Annotated in this window: 15 protein-coding genes; 6 read left to right on the forward strand and 9 right to left on the reverse strand. The window is 71.8% G+C overall.

The features are described from left to right. Positions 1-54 precede the first annotated feature (54 nt). The 4 genes from OG965_RS12820 to OG965_RS12835 form a co-directional block, all read right to left on the reverse strand. Entirely contained in the window at positions 55-258 is a 204-nt protein-coding gene (locus OG965_RS12820) for a cold-shock protein (RefSeq protein ID WP_053727847.1), read from the reverse strand. 188 nt (positions 259-446) lie between these two features. Then, a complete protein-coding gene (locus OG965_RS12825) occupies positions 447-1,604 on the reverse strand; it encodes an acetyl-CoA C-acetyltransferase (RefSeq protein ID WP_371652144.1) in 1,158 nt (385 codons plus the stop codon). Positions 1,605-1,631: 27 nt separating this feature from the next. Then, positions 1,632-2,246 carry a TetR/AcrR family transcriptional regulator gene (locus OG965_RS12830; protein WP_371652146.1) on the reverse strand — a complete coding sequence of 205 codons (615 nt, stop codon included), beginning with the start codon at positions 2,244-2,246 and terminating at the stop codon, positions 1,632-1,634. A 15-nt stretch (positions 2,247-2,261) separates the two neighbouring features. Then, a complete protein-coding gene (locus OG965_RS12835) occupies positions 2,262-3,050 on the reverse strand; it encodes an SDR family oxidoreductase (protein WP_371652147.1) in 789 nt (262 codons plus the stop codon). A 76-nt stretch (positions 3,051-3,126) separates the two neighbouring features. On the opposite strand from OG965_RS12835, the gene OG965_RS12840 reads away from it, so the two are divergent. Together OG965_RS12840 and OG965_RS12845 are read left to right on the forward strand one after the other, a co-directional pair. Further along, positions 3,127-4,275, forward strand: coding sequence for an acyl-CoA dehydrogenase family protein (locus OG965_RS12840; protein WP_371652148.1), 1,149 nt, complete (start codon positions 3,127-3,129; stop codon positions 4,273-4,275). Continuing rightward, positions 4,272-5,327 carry an acyl-CoA dehydrogenase family protein gene (locus tag OG965_RS12845; RefSeq protein ID WP_371652150.1) on the forward strand — a complete coding sequence of 352 codons (1,056 nt, stop codon included), beginning with the start codon at positions 4,272-4,274 and terminating at the stop codon, positions 5,325-5,327. Before OG965_RS12840 ends, OG965_RS12845 begins: the two co-directional genes overlap by 4 nt. Here the strand turns inward: OG965_RS12845 and OG965_RS12850 are convergent. The 5 genes from OG965_RS12850 to OG965_RS12870 all read right to left on the reverse strand — a co-directional run bounded on the left by OG965_RS12850 (position 5,324) and on the right by OG965_RS12870 (position 10,392). Next, a complete protein-coding gene (locus OG965_RS12850) occupies positions 5,324-6,052 on the reverse strand; it encodes a VWA domain-containing protein (RefSeq protein ID WP_371652151.1) in 729 nt (242 codons plus the stop codon). The two genes, OG965_RS12845 and OG965_RS12850, sit on opposite strands and share 4 nt — an antisense overlap. 81 nt (positions 6,053-6,133) lie before the next feature. Next, positions 6,134-7,234, reverse strand: a complete 1,101-nt coding sequence (locus OG965_RS12855; RefSeq protein WP_371656930.1) for a hypothetical protein — start codon at positions 7,232-7,234, stop codon at positions 6,134-6,136. 13 nt (positions 7,235-7,247) lie between these two features. Then, on the reverse strand, positions 7,248-7,466 hold the full coding sequence (locus tag OG965_RS12860; RefSeq protein ID WP_371652152.1) for a hypothetical protein: 219 nt from the start codon (positions 7,464-7,466) through the stop codon (positions 7,248-7,250). A gap of 62 nt (positions 7,467-7,528) precedes the next feature. Further along, positions 7,529-8,593, reverse strand: a complete 1,065-nt coding sequence (locus tag OG965_RS12865) for a hypothetical protein (protein ID WP_371652154.1) — start codon at positions 8,591-8,593, stop codon at positions 7,529-7,531. Next, a complete protein-coding gene (locus OG965_RS12870) occupies positions 8,590-10,392 on the reverse strand; it encodes a DUF2334 domain-containing protein (RefSeq protein ID WP_371652156.1) in 1,803 nt (600 codons plus the stop codon). The genes OG965_RS12865 and OG965_RS12870 overlap by 4 nt, the downstream gene beginning before the upstream one ends. 305 nt (positions 10,393-10,697) lie before the next feature. Between OG965_RS12870 and OG965_RS12875 the strand changes: the two genes are divergently transcribed. The 4 genes from OG965_RS12875 to OG965_RS12890 all read left to right on the forward strand — a co-directional run bounded on the left by OG965_RS12875 (position 10,698) and on the right by OG965_RS12890 (position 14,148). Next, the gene (locus tag OG965_RS12875; RefSeq protein WP_371652157.1) at positions 10,698-10,916 is read left to right on the forward strand and encodes a hypothetical protein; all 219 of its coding nucleotides are present in this window, start codon (positions 10,698-10,700) and stop codon (positions 10,914-10,916) included. Next, entirely contained in the window at positions 10,913-12,157 is a 1,245-nt protein-coding gene (locus OG965_RS12880) for a glycosyltransferase family 2 protein (protein ID WP_371652158.1), read from the forward strand. The genes OG965_RS12875 and OG965_RS12880 overlap by 4 nt, the downstream gene beginning before the upstream one ends. 87 nt (positions 12,158-12,244) lie before the next feature. Then, the gene (gene wecB / locus OG965_RS12885) at positions 12,245-13,435 is read left to right on the forward strand and encodes a non-hydrolyzing UDP-N-acetylglucosamine 2-epimerase (RefSeq protein WP_371652159.1); all 1,191 of its coding nucleotides are present in this window, start codon (positions 12,245-12,247) and stop codon (positions 13,433-13,435) included. After that, positions 13,432-14,148, forward strand: coding sequence for a calcium-binding protein (locus OG965_RS12890; RefSeq protein ID WP_371652160.1), 717 nt, complete (start codon positions 13,432-13,434; stop codon positions 14,146-14,148). The genes wecB and OG965_RS12890 overlap by 4 nt, the downstream gene beginning before the upstream one ends. The last annotated feature ends 62 nt before the right edge of the window (positions 14,149-14,210 follow it).

Below are 14,210 nucleotides of genomic sequence, written 5' to 3' on the forward strand. Positions count from 1 at the left end.
CAAGCCGGGACCCGCACCTGCGCGGTGCGGGCCCCGGCTCGGAATTCGCCGTGATCAGGCGGGGAGGATGTTCTCCGCCTGCAGGCCCTTCTGACCCTGGGTGACCTCGAAGGAGACCTTCTGGCCCTCAAGGAGCTCACGGAAGCCGGAGGAGGCGATGTTCGAGTAGTGGGCGAAGACGTCCGGGCCGCCACCGTCCTGCTCGATGAAGCCGAAGCCCTTTTCCGAGTTGAACCACTTCACGGTGCCAGTAGCCATGTCATTCTCCTGAATAGGTAGGGGCCCCATCCGGAGAAAGCCGGAAAAACAATAATGCGCCTGAGGAACATTCCCGTCAGGCGCACATAAAGTCTATGGGTACCAAAACTGCAACGGAGAAACTGTACCACGTCACCCCCTCAGGGGCAGGTGCGGCCGTGTGGGCCGCACCACTCCCCCGGGCCCGGTCAGAGGCGCTCGATCACCGTCACGTTCGCCTGGCCACCGCCCTCGCACATCGTCTGGAGGCCGAGGCGGCCGCCCGTGCGCTCCAGCTCGTGCAGCAGCGTCGTCATCAGCCGTACACCGGTGGCCCCCAAAGGGTGACCGAGCGCGATGGCGCCCCCGTTGACGTTGACCTTCGCCGGGTCCGCGCCGGTCTCCTTCAGCCAGGCGAGCACCACCGGCGCGAAGGCCTCGTTGATCTCGACCAGGTCGATCGCGTCGATCGTCAGGCCCGTCTTCTTCAGCGCGTACGCCGTCGCCGGGATCGGCGCCGAGAGCATTCGGATGGGGTCCTCGCCACGTACCGAGAGGTGGTGGATCCGGGCGCGCGGGGTGAGCCCGTGCTCCCGTACGGCCCGCTCGCTCGCCAGGAGCATCGCCGCCGCGCCGTCCGAGACCTGGGAGGAGCACGCGGCGGTGATCGTGCCGCCCTCGACGACCGGCTTCAGGGCGGCCATCTTCTCCGGGGTCGTGTCGCGGCGCGGCCCCTCGTCGACGCGCACGTCGCCGTACGGCACGGTCTCGCGTACGAAACGGCCCTCGTCGACCGCCCGGATCGCGCGCCGGTGCGAGCGGAGCGCGAACTCCTCCTGGTCCTGGCGGCTGATCCCCCACTTGTGCGCGATGAGCTCGGCGCCGTGGAACTGGTTGACCGGCTGGTCGCCGTACCGCGCCCGCCAGCCGGCCGAGCCGGCGAACGGGCCCTCGGTCAGGCCGAGCGGCTCGGCCGCCTGCCGGGAGGCGAAGGCGATCGGGATCATCGACATGTTCTGGGTGCCGCCCGCGACCACCAGGTCCTGGGTGCCGGAGAGCACGGCCTGCGCGGCGAAGTGCACGGCCTGCTGGGACGAGCCGCACTGGCGGTCGACGGTGACGCCCGGCACCTCCTGCGGCAGCCCGGCCGCCAGCCACGCCGTCCGCGCGATGTCCCCGGCCTGCGGCCCGACCGCGTCGAGGCAGCCGAAGACGACGTCCTCGACGGCGGCCGGGTCGATCCCGCAGCGCTCGACGAGCGCGCCGAGCACATGCGCCCCCAGATCCGCCGGATGGACGCCCGCGAGCCCGCCCCCGCGCCGCCCCACCGGGGTGCGCACCGCTTCGACTATGTATGCCTCGGCCATTCCCGACTCCCTTGACCTGCCAGCGGATTACTCTCGTACGGCGATTCCGTCCAGCACCATCGACAGGTACTGGCGGGCGATCTCCTCCGGGCTGTGCTGTCCGCCGGGCCGGTACCAGGACGCGGCCACCCACACCGTGTCGCGGACGAACCGGTAGGTGAGCCGGACGTCCAGGTCCGCGCGGAACGCGTTCGCCGCGACCCCGCGCTCCAGGGTCCCCAGCCACGCCTGTTCGAACTTCCGCTGCGAGTCGGCGAGGTAGCCGAAGCGCGGCAGCGCGGTGAGGTGCCTGGACTCCTTCTGGTAGATCGCGACGGCGGCCCGGTGCCGGTCGATCTCCCGGAAGGACTCGGTGACCAGGGCCTCGATGGTCTCGCGCGGGCCGAGCCCGGCCGCGAGGACGGCGTCGTACCCCTCCCACAGCTCGGTCAGGAAGGTGGAGAGGATCTCGTCGAGCATCGATTCCTTGGAATCGAAGTGGTAGTAGAGGCTGCCCGCGAGCATGCCCGCCTCGTCGGCGATCCTGCGGACGGTGGTGGCGTTGTAGCCCTGGGCGGCGAACACCTCGGCCGCGGTGGCGAGGAGTTCTCCGCGCCGCTCGGGCACGGCGGTCACCTGGGGCTTCTTCTTGTTCGCTGGCACGCGCCCATTCTGGCCCTACGCGTGCTGGCTGCTGACGGCGACGACTTCGCCGGTCATGTACGAGGAGTAGTCGCTGGCCAGGAAGACGACGACGTTGGCCACCTCCCACGGCTCGGCGTACCGCCCGAAGGCCTCCCGCGCGGCGAGTTCGTCGAGGAGCTCGGCGGAGGTGACCTTGGCGAGGTGGGGGTGCATGGCGAGGGAGGGCGAGACCGCGTTGACCCGCACTCCGTGGGCGGCCGCCTCGATCGCCGCGCAGCGGGTGAGCGCCATGACGCCCGCCTTGGCGGCGGCGTAGTGGGCCTGCCCGGCCTGGGCGCGCCAGCCGACGACGGACGCGTTGTTGACGATCACGCCGCCCCGGCCGGCGGCTCGATAGGCGCGCAGGGCCGCCCTGGTGCACCGGAAGGTGCCGTTGAGGGTGACGTCGAGGACCCGGTCCCACTGCTCGTCGCTCATGTCGGCCAGCTCGGCCGTGCCGCCCAGGCCCGCGTTGTTGACGACGACGTCGAGGCGGCCGTGGAGCCGTACCGCCTCGGCGAAGAGCGCGCGCACCTGTGCGTCGTCGGTGACGTCGCAGGGCAGCGCGGCCACGGCGCCGGCGCCGAACTCGGCCGCCAGGGCCTCCTCGGTCTCCTTGAGCCTGCGCGCGTGCGCGTCGCTCACCAGCACCCGCGCGCCCTCCTCAAGGAACCTGCGGGCGGTCGCGCCGCCGATCCCGGCCCCGGCGGCGGCGGTGACGACGGCGGTGCGGCCGTCGAGGAGACCGTGCCCGGGCACGTACGGAACCTTGTTGTCGGTCACGTCCGCAGGCTAACCTACCAAACACTTGTTAGGGAACGCTTGTTCAGGGAACGGTCGCGAAGGGGCGGGCCCCGCAATGGACTTGGACCACACGGCCGAGGAGGACGCCTTCCGCGCCGAGGCGCGGGCGTGGCTCGCCGCCCATGTGCCGGCCGCGCCGCTCCCCTCCCTGGAGACGGCGGAGGGCTTCGCCGCGCACCGGGAGTGGGAGGCCGGGCTGTACGCCGGGCGCTGGTCGGCCGTCTCCTGGCCCGAGCGGTTCGGGGGCCGGGGCGCCGACATCTTCCGGTGGCTGGCCTTCGAGGAGGAGTACTGGGCGGCGGGCGCGCCCGGCCGGGTCTCCCAGAACGGCATCAGCCTGCTCGCACCGACGCTCTTCGACCACGGTACGGAGGAACAGCGCGCCCGGGTGCTGCCGGACATGGCGAGCGGGGCGGTGGTGTGGGCGCAGGCCTGGTCGGAGCCGGAGGCCGGGTCCGACCTGGCGTCGCTGCGGTCCCGGGCCGTGCGCACGGACGGGGGCTGGCTGCTTTCGGGCCAGAAGACGTGGTCGTCGCGGGCCGCGTTCGCCGACCGCGCCTTCGGCATCTTCCGTACGGACCCGGCGGCGCCCCGGCCCCACCAGGGCCTGACCTACGTGATGTTCGACCTGCGGGCCCCCGGAGTCACCGTCCGCCCGATCGGCCGCCTCGACGGCAGGCCGGCGTTCGCGGAGCTGTTCCTGGACGAGGTGTTCGTCCCCGACGAGGACGTCATCGGGGAGCCGGGGCAGGGCTGGCGCATCGCGATGTCCACGACCGGCAACGAGCGCGGGCTGACCCTGCGCTCCCCCGGCCGCTTCCTGGCCGCCGCCGACCGGCTCGTACGGCTGTGGCGCGAGCGCGGCGAGGACCGCGGGGCGCGCGACCGGGTGGCGGACGCAGTGATCGGGGCGCGGGCCTATCAGCTGTTCACGTACGCGGGCGCGTCCCGCTTCGCGGCGGGCGGGGAGATGGGCGCGGAGTCGAGCCTGAACAAGCTGTTCTGGTCGGAGTACGACATCGCGCTGCACGAGACGGCGCTGGAACTGCTGGGCGCGGAGGGCGAGTTGGCCCAGTCGCCCGACGGCTGGGGAGAGGGATACGTCTTCGCGCTCGCCGGACCCGTCTACGCCGGTACGAACGAGATCCAGCGCGACATCGTCGCCGAGCGCCTGCTCGGCCTCCCGAAGGGCCGCCCCCGATGAGGTTTCTGCCGACCGCCGAGCAGCGCGACTTCACCCGCTCCCTGGACGCGCTCCTGACCGCCTCGGACACCCCGTCGGCCGTCCGGTCCTGGTCGGCCGGGGACCACGGGCCCGGCCGGGCACTGTGGGCGCGGCTCGCCGGGGCGGGAGTGTTCGCGCTCGCGGCGCCGGAGGCGTACGACGGGATGGGCCGCCGCCCGGTCGAACTCGCCATGGCTTATCGGGAGTTGGGCCGTCACGCGGTGCCGGGACCGCTGGTGGAGACGGCGGCGACGACGGCCCTGCTGTGCCACCTGGCGGACGGCGGCGACCCCGCCCCGGCCAAGCGCCTGCTGCCGGGCCTGCTCACGGGCGAGCGCGTCGTCACGCTGGCGGTGCCGGACGGGGAGGGCGGGGGGTACGTGCTGGATCCGGACGGGGCGAATGTGGTGCTGGTGGCGACGGGGGCGGGCGGGGCGGAAGAGGCCAGGGCGTTGCACCCCGGCCGCCGCCTCGCGTCCACCCCCGCCCCCGAGCTCCGGCTCGCCCCCGGCCACGGCCCCCTCCTCGCCTCCCTCGACCCGGCGCGGCGGCTCGCGCGCCCGGACCCCGGAGGGGAACTCCTCTCCACCGGTCCCCTGTTGGCGGAGGCGATCGGGTGCGCGGTGCGCTGGGCCCGGCTCGCGGCGGCCGCCCAGGCGGTCGGGGTGGCCGAGGAACTGCTGCGGCGGACCGTCGCGTACGTCAAGCAGCGCACCCAGTTCGGGGTGCCGATCGGCTCGTTCCAGGCGGTCAAGCACCGGCTCGCGGACACGCTGCTCGCGGTGGAGTTCGCGCGGCCGCTGGTGTACGGGGCGGCACTCACCCTCGCCCCGGGCGACCTCGCGGCGGCAAAGGCGACGGCGGGCGAGGCCGCGTACACGGCGGCCCGGACCGCGCTCCAGCTCCACGGCGCGATCGGCTACACCGAGGAACTGGACCTCTCCCTCTGGCTCCGCAAGGCGCGCCCACTACGCGACACCTGGGGCACACCGGCCGCCTGCCGGGCGGAGGTACTGGCGGCGTACTCCTAGGCGTCTTCTCGCACGATCCCTCGCGCCCGCGCCGCCCGCAGCCAGTGCGGGAACTCCCCGAGGAGACGGTCGTAGAGCTCCGCGTCCGTCACCCGGCGCGGGTCGGCGCCCGCGTGGAAAAACCCCGCGTTGTCGACGGGCCGAAGCGCCGGGACCGCCAGCTCGTCGAGCTTGCGCAGAAAGTCGAACTGCCGACTGCCGGGGTCGCCGAAGCCGATGAACTGCCAGAACATCGGCAGCCCGGCGGCCTTGCAGACGTATCGCTCGGCGGCGAACTTGCTGCTCGGGCCGCCGTCGGTCTGGAAGACGACGAGCGCGGGGGCGGTGGCGCCGCTCTCCAGGTAGTGGTCGATCACCGCGTCCATGGCCAGGTGGTAGTTGGTCCTCCCCATGTGGCCCAGGTTCGCGACGATGCGTTCGATCCGACCGTGGTGGTTCTCGATGCCGATCTCGGTCTGCGCGTCGATGTCCGTGGAGAAGAAGACCACCGGGACCCGGCCGTCGTCGTCGAGGTGCGCGGACAGGCCAAGGACCCGGTCGGCGAGCGCCTGCACGCTGCCGTTCTTGTAGTACGGGCGCATCGAGCCCGAGTAGTCGACGACCAGGTAGACCGCGGCCTCCTCGTCGGCCAGGCCGTGGTGTTCCAGGGAGACGGCGGCGGCCTTGTAGAGGGAGACGAGCGCGGGCGCGGCCTGCTCGACCTTCCGCAGGGAAATCGCTGCCATGCTGCTCGTCTCCGTTCACGGAACCCCTGGGCGTACGGCGGAACGCAGAGCGTACGCCACAGGACACGGCAGCGGTTCCGGCTAACCAGGTGTCTGGTCCTGGAACGACGGCAGGGTGAAGATCCGCTCCTTCGACGGATCGTCCATCAACTCGACCAGTGGCAGCACCAGTTCCCACAGGTCGCGTTTGTCGACCTCGCGGGCGAGCGCGTCCAGGTCGTCGTCGGTGAGGGCTGCCGCGGAGGCCGCGATCGTCTCGCGGGAGTCGTCGGGGAGGAGTTCGGCCAGGGGGAGGAACTCCGCCCACAGGCCCGTGGCCACCACCGCCGGGACGATTCCGGTCAGGATCCCGGGGTCGCGCAGGGACGGGAGGAGGGCGACCGTGCGGCGGTCGTCGTCGGAGAGGAGGGCCACCAGGGGGAGCAGGGACTCCCACAGGTCCTGGGCGGCCACTGTTCGTACGAGCGAGTCGAGGGCTTTGGGTGGCTGGCGCGCCGCGAGCGTGGCGATACGGGCGCGCCGGTCGCCCGTCACCAGGCCCGCGACGGCCAGCGCCTCGGGCCACAGGCCGTCCGCCGCCGACGCCACGATCCGCGCCAGGCGCTCCTCCCCCATCAAGTCGACTATGCGGCCCAGATGGTGGGGCAGGTCGATCACGCTGCCCGTCCTCAGCACCACCGCGTCCTCGACCTGCGGCAGTATGCGTTCGAGGGCCGAGTCGCGCAGGTGGCCCACGAAGCGGCCCATGGTGAGGTGGTCGCCGCGTTCGGCCAGGGCGACGGAGACGCGTACGAGGAGGTTCTCGTCGAGGCGGTCCACGATGCCGGGGATGCGGCGCGGGTCGAGGTGCGCGCACGACTCGGCGGTGAAGGCGACCGGCAGTTTCTCGATGATGTCGGCGGCCCGGGCGGGTTCGAGTTTGCCCGCCACGGCGGCCGCCAGACGCGGCCCCAGCGCCTTCTGGGAGATCGCGGCCGCGACCCCGGCGGGCACCAGCTTGGTGGCGCGGGCGATCCGGTCGAGCATCTCCGGTGTGCCGTCGAAGAGCGCGGCCACGGTCTGCTCGCGCAGCCGCCGCAGGTCGTCGGCGGGGAGAGTGGACAGGAACGCGAGTTCGTCCGGGTCGCGGCCGAGCAGGCGGGCGATCTTCTCCGTCTCGGCGCGGCCGAGGAGCTTGTCCATGTCGGTCACCGGCTCACTTGAAGAGGATGCGGCGGACGGGGCCCCGGGCGAGCGCGGGGACGAGCTTCAGCGCCTCCTCGGCGGCCTCGCCGAGACCGGCGGCCCGGGAGGCCCGCTCACCGGCCAATGCCGTGGCGAGCAGTGTCAGCTGATCAGACGTCAGGCCCGCCAGGCTTTCCGGCGGCGGTGCGCCCAGCTCCGTACCCAGTCGTGACAGCGCTTCGGTGCTCATGGAAACCTCCCGGCGACATCGGCGGCATCGGCCCGGTCCCGAGAGTGGAGCGGATTTGACTTTTAGTCAATAGCGTCGCCACTCCCCGCCCACCGCGACCTCAGCACCTCCTCCGCCGGCTTGCCGTGCGGCGTGTACGCGAGCTTCGCCGGGGTCTCCCCGCTGTCCGGCCAGTCGTCCCACATCCACCAGCACACCCCGGCCCACCAGTCCCGGCCCGTGAAGGTGTCCAGCAACGCCCGGTATCCGGCGGCCTGTTCGTCGGTGTCCTGGCGCTTGCTGACCGTCCAGGAGTACGGCGCCGTGGTCGAGCCGCGCTGGCTCGTGTACCCGGCCTCGGTGAACAGGATCTTGCGGTGCTGCCGTCCGGAGAAGGCCGCCAGTTCGTCCGCGACCGGCCGCCAGGCCCGGCCCAGCTTCCCCGCGTCGGCCGTGGGGGCCGACCCCAGCGGCCAGTAGGCGTCGATGCCGATGACGTCGAGCTCCGGCCAGAAGGGGACCTTGGCGTACTCGTCGTAGTTGGCCGCGTACGTCAGCGGCTCCCGGTAGCGGGCGCGGACCGCCGCGATCACCCGCCGCCATGGCTCCAAGTCGCCCGACACTCCAGCGAGTTCGGTGCCGACCACGAACCGCTCGGCCCCCGTGTCGTTCCCGATCGCCGCGTAGTGGGTGATGAACTTCTCGTACGAGGCGAACCAGGCCGCCCGGTCGGCGGGGCGGATCTCGGCCCGGTCGGTCCCGTCCACCAGGTCCACGTGCGGCTTCAGCATGACCTTGAGCCCGGCCCGGTGCGCCAGGGCGGTGATCCGCCGCAGGCTCGCGTCGCTCGCGGTCTCCCCGGTGGGGTGCTGCTCCACGTCCTTGGTGGTCCGCTGGTACCAGGTGGGCGTGAAGACGACCCAGCGCGCCCCGGTGTGCGCGATGTCCCGCAGATACGTCTCGGCGCGCGGGCTGTCGTAGTCGTCCGCCGACCAGGACGGCAGCGTCATCCCCCGCACCTGACGGTCATCAGCGGCCCCGGTCCGGCTCGGGCCGGAGTCGTCCCCCGGCTCCCCGGAGCAGCCCGCGAGCACGAGCGCGGCGGCCGCGGCAAGAGCCGCGACCGCCTTCTTTCGAGTGGTGCTCACAGCGCCGCGGGGCTGACGAAGGTGTAGCCGAGGGCCTTGATGCCGTCGATCGTGTCCTTCAGCGGCTGGACCGGATAGTAGGGGTGGTAGAAGAAGCTCGCGAAGCCGTCCCGGACCGCCAGGTTGGCCTTGGCCGAAGCGATCAGGTCCGCGGGCAGCCGCGGGGGATGGTTGTTGTACGCCACGGGCTCATAGTTCCCGATGTTCTCCGGCAGCACCTTCGTCCCGTACACATCGTTGACGACGTACGGGAAGAACTGGCCGATGAACCGGTTCGGCTCCGCCGTACCACCGCTCAGCGTCCCGGCGAAGTACAGCGAACGTTCCAGCCGGGCCGAGTAGTTCTGCGCGAAGAGGCGGTAGTCCGTGGCGGAGGCGGCGTAGTGCGGAGTGGTCCACAGCAGGGGCCTGGGCAGCCCGGCCGCGGTGAACGCCGCGCGGCCCGCGGTGATCCGGGACTGCGCCCAGGACGTGGAGTCCTCGGCCACCGGCCCGTCGTAGACGACGCTGTCCGCCGCGTCCACGTGCGCCCGGTAGAACTCGAAGTCGTCGCCGGTCACCCCGGTGTACGGGTTGTCGATGTTCCCGTACTGGTGCGTGTAGCCGTGCTCCATCAGCACGGCGCCGCGCGCCAGCATGTACTTCAGCGCCGAGACGACCTGCGGCCGCTGCGCGAGCGACACGGTCTGCGGCGTCCCCCCGCTGTAGACGCCCCGCGGATCCTTGTAGACCGGGATGACATTGATGCCGTACGGAATCCGCTGGGAGTACAGGTAGTCCGCCATCGCCCGCAGCTGTGCCGGGTCGGCGTCGGGGCTGATGTCCTCCAGGCGGACCATCGCCCGGTGACGGGCGGCGGTGCCGGGGGCCAGCGAGTCGTGGAGCATGTCCTCGAAGGCGATCACGCGGTCGCTCTCGGAGACATAGGTGAACGGGATCTCCCCGACATAGGTGAGGTTGGCCGACCGCACCGCCCACGGGAACGTCCTGCCGCTCGCGGAGTCCAGCGCCTCGGCCACCCTGGTGACCGCCGGATAGCCGCTACCGGTCAGGATGTTGGGGCGCAGCACGCCGCCGTCCTGCCCGGCCGGGATCTTCCGGGTGAGGTTCTGGCCTCCGTAGGCGACCTGGCTGACGTTGCCGACGGAGCCGCCGTCCTCGAAGTACGAGGTGGTCGGGTCCCAGCCGTACTTCTGGGTGAACTGCGCGACCCCCACCGCGTTGCCCATGTTCCAGATGTTGTCGCCGACCCAGGTCACCGGGGTCGTCGAGGCCTGGACGTCCTGGTAGAAGGCGGCCGGCACGGCGTCCGGCAGGGAGCCGCCGTAGTAGGTGGAACCGACGTAGACGGCCGCCGTGTACTGGCCGAGCATCCCGGCGGTGTACTGGGAGACCGGCTTGGCGGTGACGGTGCCGAAGTGACCGCCGAGGTTGGCCGTGGCCATGGCGTACAGCTCACCGAGGTACCCGTAGGGGCCCGTGGTGTCGTACAGGACCAGCGTCGAGGTCGTCTCGGGCGCGGCCGCCGCGAGGAGCTCTCGCACGGTGGACGTCACCGTCGACAGGAGCTCCTTGACGGGTGACCGCGGCGCCGCCCGGCGCCGGGTGTCCGCCGCGAGGTGGGCCTTCGCCCAGTCGGCCAGGCCCACCCGGTTGACGTTCGCGGTCGGTGCGATCGACTCCGGCCGCGGCGGGCGGCCGTCCGGTGACGCGGCCGAGGCCGCGAACGCGGTGCCCACCAGCACCGCCATCAACAGGAACACGACGGAGATCCGGCGCCGGCCCCGCCGCCTGCGCACGGTCGCTCTTCTCAAGGATTTCATGAGTGATTGCCCCCCTCTTTGCCATGGAATGGCAGACCAGGGAACCTTGCCGGTTTTCCCGGCCGGGACCCTGGTCGAATGAGGGCCACGATTCTTCTGGCCGACCGCAAAGTGTGTCAATAGCGCACGGCCCCCACTCCGAATGCACCCCGCGCCCCCTGATTCGATCCATGAACTTTTAACTTCGCGCTCGCGGCACTCTCCGAACCTGCTACGTTCGCCATCTCACGCGGAAACGTGTGGGTAAAAATGGGGGGGAACCCATGTACGGAAAACCTGCCTTGGGCACAGTGCTGCCGCTGGCGGGGATGGCGGCGGCACCCGAGGCCGTGCCGGGCCTACCTTTGGCCAAGGCTCTGCAGGCCACAGCGGGTGCGGGCTTCGTTCTCTACTGCCTGGTCGCCTGCATCCTCATATCGATCAGAATTCGGCTCCGCTGGCACACCGGTTCGAATATTCAGCCCGACGGGGCACACCCCGACGACCTGGGGCAGAAATGATCGTCGAACTGCTGCTGTGGTCCAGCATTTCCATCATTCTCATGGCGGGCTGCTACAACACCGGTCTCTTTCTGCTCTCCAGGCGCCGGGCGCCCCGCAGAAAAGGACCGCGCAAAGAAAGGCTCTATGTATTTCTTCTCGCCTGCCTCAATGAAGAGCAGGTGCTGGCCGAGAGCCTGGCACGGATCACCGCACTTCCCGCCGGGAATTTCCTGGCTCTGGTCATCGACGACGCCTCGGACGACCGTACGTCCGAGATCGCCCTGGCGGCGGGCCCCGAGCGGGTCCTGCTCCACCGGCGCGAACTGCCGGACGCCCGGCGCGGCAAGGGGGCCGCGCTCAACGACGGCGTACGGTTCCTGGCCGAATCCGGGGTGCTCGACGGGCACGATCCGGACGACGTCATCCTCTGCGTGGTCGACGCGGACGGGCGCCTCGACGCCCATGTCGTCCAGTCCGTCGACCCGTTCTTCGACGACCCCCGCACCGGAGCCACCCAGATCTGCGTGCGGATGTACAACCGGGGCACCAAACTGCTCGCCCGCCTCCAGGACATGGAGTTCGTGGTCTACGGCGATGTCTTCCAGAGCGCGCGCCGCTTCATCGGCAGCGTCGGCATGGGCGGCAACGGCCAGTTCATGCGGCTGTCGGCGCTCCACACCCTGGGGCCCGGCGGCCCCTGGAGCGACAGCCTCACCGAGGACCTGGACCTCGGCGTACGGCTGATCGCCAAGGGCTGGGTCACCCAGCACTGCACCTCGGCCTCGGTCTCCCAGCAGGCCGTCCTCACCCTGCGGCGCCTGGTACGGCAGCGATCCCGCTGGTTCCAGGGCCACCTCCAGTCGGCCGGACTCGTCCCGCTCATCCTGCGGGAGGTCCCGACCCGCCCGGCGCTCGACCTGCTGTACCACCTCTCCAGCCCGGTGCTGATCCTGCTCACCTCGCTGCTGCCGCTGTCCTTCCTGGTCGCCCTCGGCGGCACGGTCCTCGCCTCCGTCGAGGCGGGCAGGGCGCTGGTGTCACCGATGTGGCTGCTCGGCCCGTACGTGCTCTCCTTCACCGCCGCGTACGCGTACGGCTTCGTGTACGCCAAGCGCGAGCGGGAGTTGGGGCTCGTGCGGTCGGTGCTTGTCGCCCACGTCTTCGTGTTCTACGGCTACATCTGGTTCGCCGCCGGATGGATGGGGCTGTGGCGGATGGCGACCGGCAAGACCACCTGGCTCAAGACCGCCCGCACCTGAGCGGCGACCCCGCGCCGGGGCTCATAGGCGCATCTCTCACTTCTCTCATCGTGCTCGTCCTTGTCATAGGGGGGACCTATGTCTGCCATGTCCGCGTTTCCTTCCGCCGCGCCCGTACGGGCCATGCTGGTGCTCGGGACCCGGCCCGAGGCGATCAAACTGGCGCCGCTCGCCCGGGCGCTGGCCGGCGGTACGGAGTTCGAGCCGGTCGTCGTGACCACCGGCCAGCACCGCGAGATGCTCCACCAGATGCTGGGGCTCCTGGGGGTCGACGTCCGCCACGCCCTCGACGTGATGCGCAACCGCCAGCAGCTCTCCGATCTGACGTCCCGTCTGGTGGAGGGGCTCGGCCAGCTCCTGCGCAGGGAGCGGCCCGACCTGGTGGTGGTCCAGGGCGACACGACGACCGCGCTGGCCGGGGCGCTCGCCGCGTTCTACGAGCGCATCCCCGTCGCGCACGTGGAGGCGGGGCTGCGCACCGGGGTCCTGGACAACCCGTTCCCCGAGGAGCTCAACCGCTGCCTCATCGGGCGGATCGCGCGCTGGCACTTCGCCCCCACCGAGCGCGCCGCCCGGCATCTGCGGGCCGAGGGCATCCCCGAGGGCCAGATCTTCACCACCGGCAACACCGTCATCGACAACCTCCACTGGGCGCTCGCCGAGGGGCTCGGGCAGTGCGCGTTCCGCACCGCGCGGCGGCGGATCCTGGTCACCCTGCACCGCCGGGAGAACCAGGGCGCCCGGATGCGTGCGATGGGCCGGGCGCTGGGCCGGCTCGCCGAGCGGGGCGACGTGGAGATCGTGATCCCGCTGCACAAGAGCCCGGCGGTGCGCGAGGCACTGCTGCCGCTTACCGGCCAACCCGGCATCACCCTGGTCGAGCCGCTGGACTACCCGGACTTCACGGCCACGCTCGCGGGCTGCGACCTCGTGCTGACCGACTCCGGCGGCATCCAGGAGGAGGCGCCCAGCCTCGGCAAGCCCGCACTGGTGCTGCGGACCACCACCGAGCGGCCGGAGGCGGTGGAGGTCGGGGCGGCCCGGCTCATCGGCACGGATCCGGAGGCGATCGTGAGCGCGGCGGCCGCGCTCCTCGACGACCCCGGCGCGTACCGGCGGATGGCGACGGCGGGCAATCCGTACGGGGACGGCGGCGCGACCGCCCGGATCGTCACCCAGCTCACCGAGGACTTCGCGGCCGAAGTCCCGTCCGCCCCCGTGCCCTTGCTGCCTGCGCGCCCCACGAGCGGCGGACCGGGTCCATACTCGACGGCATGACGACAGCCCCGCGTCTGCGGCGTCCGGACCCGCCGGCCGGGCCCGGTGGCCGCAGACGCAGAGCCACCGCCCTGGTCCTGGCCGCCGCCCTGCTGGCGGCCGGGGCCTTCGGGCTGAGCAGGTGCGTGGCCGACGGGGGCCCGGCGCCGCGCGAACCCTGGGCCGACGGCACGGCACACGGCCGCTGGCAGTCGGTGTTCAACGGCCACGGCGTCAACACGGGGGACGACGACGCCCTGGACCTTGCCCCGCGGCGGGCCACCGACCCCGGCACCACCCACGCGGGCCTCGTGGTGAGCCGGGCCGTGTACGGCGACGTCCGCTACGAGGCCCGGATGCGTACGGTCGAGCAGCTGCGCACCCCGGCGCCGAACACCTGGGAGGTGGCCTGGCTGGTGTGGGCGTACACCGACCCGGAGCACTTCTACTACATGACCCTCAAGCCCAACGGCTGGGAACTGGGCAAGCGCGATCCCGCCTACCCCGGCGGCCAGCGCTTCCTGGCGACAGGCGAGCGGGGCTTCCCGGTCGGCAAGGGGTACACGGTCCGGGTCCAGCAGGAGGGCGGCCACCTCCGGGTGGCCGTGGACACGGCGGGCCTCGCCAACTTCACGGACACCGAGCGCCCCTACCTCCAGGGCGCCCTGGGGGCGTACACGGAGGACGCGCGGGTGGAGTTCCGGGAGCTGCGGGCCGAGGGCCGCAAGGGGTGACGCGCCGCGGCGCCCGCCCAGTCGTCCGGTCGGGGACAGTGGGGCAGGCGCCGCGCTGCGGG

This window comes from Streptomyces sp. NBC_00224 (assembly GCF_041435195.1).
Taxonomy (GTDB): Bacteria; Actinomycetota; Actinomycetes; order Streptomycetales; family Streptomycetaceae; genus Streptomyces.

Excerpts from the sequence above, each read along its gene's own strand:
- OG965_RS12820 (WP_053727847.1), bottom strand. The coding sequence starts at position 258 with ATGGCTACTGGCACCGTGAAGTGGTTCAACTCGGAAAAGGGCTTCGGC.
- OG965_RS12825 (WP_371652144.1), bottom strand. The coding sequence starts at position 1,604 with ATGGCCGAGGCATACATAGTCGAAGCGGTGCGCACCCCGGTGGGGCGG.
- OG965_RS12840 (WP_371652148.1), top strand. The coding sequence starts at position 3,127 with ATGGACTTGGACCACACGGCCGAGGAGGACGCCTTCCGCGCCGAGGCG.
- OG965_RS12845 (WP_371652150.1), top strand. The coding sequence starts at position 4,272 with ATGAGGTTTCTGCCGACCGCCGAGCAGCGCGACTTCACCCGCTCCCTG.
- OG965_RS12850 (WP_371652151.1), bottom strand. The coding sequence starts at position 6,052 with ATGGCAGCGATTTCCCTGCGGAAGGTCGAGCAGGCCGCGCCCGCGCTC.
- OG965_RS12855 (WP_371656930.1), bottom strand. The coding sequence starts at position 7,234 with ATGGACAAGCTCCTCGGCCGCGCCGAGACGGAGAAGATCGCCCGCCTG.
- OG965_RS12860 (WP_371652152.1), bottom strand. The coding sequence starts at position 7,466 with ATGAGCACCGAAGCGCTGTCACGACTGGGTACGGAGCTGGGCGCACCG.
- OG965_RS12880 (WP_371652158.1), top strand. The coding sequence starts at position 10,913 with ATGATCGTCGAACTGCTGCTGTGGTCCAGCATTTCCATCATTCTCATG.
- wecB (WP_371652159.1), top strand. The coding sequence starts at position 12,245 with ATGTCCGCGTTTCCTTCCGCCGCGCCCGTACGGGCCATGCTGGTGCTC.
- OG965_RS12890 (WP_371652160.1), top strand. The coding sequence starts at position 13,432 with ATGACGACAGCCCCGCGTCTGCGGCGTCCGGACCCGCCGGCCGGGCCC.